At 44.6% G+C, this 2,693-nt stretch carries 3 protein-coding genes; all 3 read right to left on the reverse strand.

From position 1 onward, the window contains the following. Nucleotides 1-416 precede the first annotated feature (416 nt). Nucleotides 417-1,196: an EcsC family protein gene (locus tag V3S16_RS02275; RefSeq protein ID WP_413883054.1), complete on the reverse strand. Its 780-nt coding sequence runs from the start codon at nt 1,194-1,196 to the stop codon at nt 417-419. 72 nt (nt 1,197-1,268) lie between these two features. Continuing rightward, nucleotides 1,269-2,252: a quinone oxidoreductase family protein gene (locus V3S16_RS02280; RefSeq protein WP_413883055.1), complete on the reverse strand. Its 984-nt coding sequence runs from the start codon at nt 2,250-2,252 to the stop codon at nt 1,269-1,271. Nucleotides 2,253-2,563: 311 nt separating this feature from the next. After that, on the reverse strand, nt 2,564-2,674 hold the full coding sequence (locus V3S16_RS02285; RefSeq protein ID WP_413883056.1) for a PIN domain-containing protein: 111 nt from the start codon (nt 2,672-2,674) through the stop codon (nt 2,564-2,566). Between the last annotated feature and the right edge of the window lie 19 nt (nt 2,675-2,693).

A 2,693-nucleotide genomic window follows, 5' to 3' on the forward strand; every position in this document is an offset into this window, starting at 1 on the left:
ACCTTGTGATAGATGAAAAACTACCTCTTCAAAAGACAGCTTTTTCATTTGGGGTCGGACCACGACAACCAACTATAATAACAGCAAAAGAGGCTTAAAATAGACCTTAAAATCGTCTTAAACGACTTTTTTTCACCCCAAAAAGGACCTTTTAAGCTAAATAGTATTTCAAAAACATTTCTTAGACCTGCAGTTTTGCACCCAAAATGGTATGTTTAAGACCAAAAAATGGCCAATTTTTAGAACTCTTTTTATTAATTTTCAGATACTTAGCGTGGTCAGACCCTAGGTCCAGTTATTTGAATCTACGGCCTTATCTGGCGTATTTTTTAAACGTTTTATATATTATATCATGATGTTCCTGTGGCCCGACCCCCATTTCACGGTGCAGATCGATAAAGGTGAATTCACCCAATTCAAACTGTCTTGTATGTTGCTTCCACGACTTCTTTGCCATACTTTCTTTCAAGACGCCGTACTATGAAATGACCAAGTGCCATATCCTGAAAATGATCAATAAATAATGTATTAATAATAGCCCCTCCCGCTGCTCCTATTGCGGGAACTGCTTGTGCTGCTGCTTTCTCTGATACTTGAATACTAAAGCGCTCTGCAATTTTAATTATCAATCGAACAAGAGCAGAGGCACTTTCTTCAGCCAGACCTTTCTCTGCTATATATTCAGCAGCTTTTGTTACAGATTGTGCTAAAGCTGCACGAACTGCAAAATATCCAGAGTCAGAAGCATCATCACTCTTGCTCGGCCCACCTAAAGCAAATACTTCAATGCACGCTATTTTTGACTCAATCTTACTGATAGCTTCACCCTCGCTCCTCGCAATATCAGCTATAGATCGCAACATAATTGTCGTTGATATGGGTAGCTCTACTGCTAATGCTGTTAACCCAAAGAAACCGCCTATACCACCTGTTGTAGCCACAGCTATTTTATGCCAGGAATTTGACGCTTCTTCACCTGGAGAATCTTTCATTGTGAAAACTGCGGCATGAACTGCCTTGGATAGTGCTTCTTGGGTTAGTTCACCGACCTTCACATTCCAATTGTCAGGTAATAGTTCAAATCCTTTTTCGATTGGAGTACCAAGCAAATTGGTGATCTTTGCTGCAATACCCGGATTCTCCAATAGCGTCTTTGCTTTTTTCAAATCATTCAAATCTGTTTTATGAAAAGGCATGACCATTCTCTTTGATTGGTGAATTTTCTATCGGGAGTTTACATCAGCTTGCTACCTTAAAGCGTTCGTAAATTATTGACCGGGAATTAAAATGGTGGATCCGGTAGTCTTGCGACCCTCAAGATCGCTGTGGGCCTGGGCAGCTTCGGCGAGTGGGTAGGTTTGTCGGACCTCAATCTTCACTGCACCTTTTTCCACGACCTCAAACAAATCATGGGCGTGGACGAGCAAATCCTCCCGTTTGGCGGTATAGACCATAAGACTCGGCCGCGTAAGGAACAAAGAGCCCTTGGCTGCGAGAACGCCGGTATCCAGTGGTGGAATCGAGCCGGAGGACTGACCAAAACTGACCATCATGCCCATTGGCCGCAAACAGTCCAGAGATTGCATGAAGGTAGACTGGCCCACGGAATCATATACGACGTCAACCCCCCTTGCTCGAGTAATCTCTTTTACCCGTGCAACAAAATCCTCATCTCTGTAGAGGATGGGGTGATCACAGCCATTGTCCCGTGCGAGTTCAGCCTTTTGAGGTGAACCGACCGTTCCGATTACGGTAGCACCAAGATGTTTGGCCCACTGGCAGACAATCAAGCCAACGCCACCGGCGGCGGCATGGATGAGTATTTTATCACCGGCTTTTACTCCATAGCAGCCTTTTACGAGATATCGTGCGGTCATTCCTTGAAGCATCATGGATGCAGCGTGTCGGGTTGAAATGAATTCGGGAAGTTTTACTAGGCGGTCAGCCGGCATAATTCTAATTTCGGAATAAGCGCCGGGCGGCGGCCCGGCATACGCTACACGGTCTCCTACCGCAACTTCGGTTACACCTTCTCCAACGGCTTCAACAATACCCGCGCCTTCCATTCCGGGTGTGGCCGGAAGGGAGGGAAGAGGATAGAGCCCTGTGCGGTGATAAACGTCAATAAAGTTGAGCCCAACGGCCTCTTGACGAAGCAGGACTTCACCTAGTCCTGGACGGCCTGGATCATAATCAGCCAAATGTAAAACTTCGGGCCCACCGGTTTCATGCATTATTATTGCTTTAGCCATAGTATTTTCCTCTTTTTAAAAATTTCATGTTTAATAGTGTCCAAGACAATTTGGGGCAATCCAAAACATCTGACTTCCAGGACGACCCTAAAATTGCAATTAAGGCCGGGCCACGATAACCGCCTATAATAACAGCTAAAGAGGCTTAAAATAGCCCCTTGTTTAATTGGACTTCCGGGACGCCCCTCAAATTATAAGTTTCTTCTTCTAGCTGCCACGAATCTTATAATTTGAGAGGCGTCCCCTTATTCCATGTTTATGGTAGCGTAGCGAAAACCCAGTCAGCGTTCATGCCATGGTTATTTTTTTTATTATTTATAACACTTGAGGCTACAGTGTTCCTCTATGGCCTCAAAGTCCTTATCATTGTGAAGGAGTGGAATGTCGTTTTCTATAGCGACTGAAGCGATCATGCAGTCCACGGATTTTCGAATGGTGATA

The sequence above is a fragment of the Candidatus Desulfatibia sp. genome (assembly GCF_036446775.1).
Taxonomy (GTDB): Bacteria; Desulfobacterota; Desulfobacteria; order Desulfobacterales; family UBA11574; genus Desulfatibia_A.

What these genes read in the sequence shown, in the direction of transcription:
- V3S16_RS02275 (WP_413883054.1), bottom strand. Translation starts at nt 1,196, where the DNA reads ATGCCTTTTCATAAAACAGATTTGAATGATTTGAAAAAAGCAAAGACG.
- V3S16_RS02280 (WP_413883055.1), bottom strand. Translation starts at nt 2,252, where the DNA reads ATGGCTAAAGCAATAATAATGCATGAAACCGGTGGGCCCGAAGTTTTA.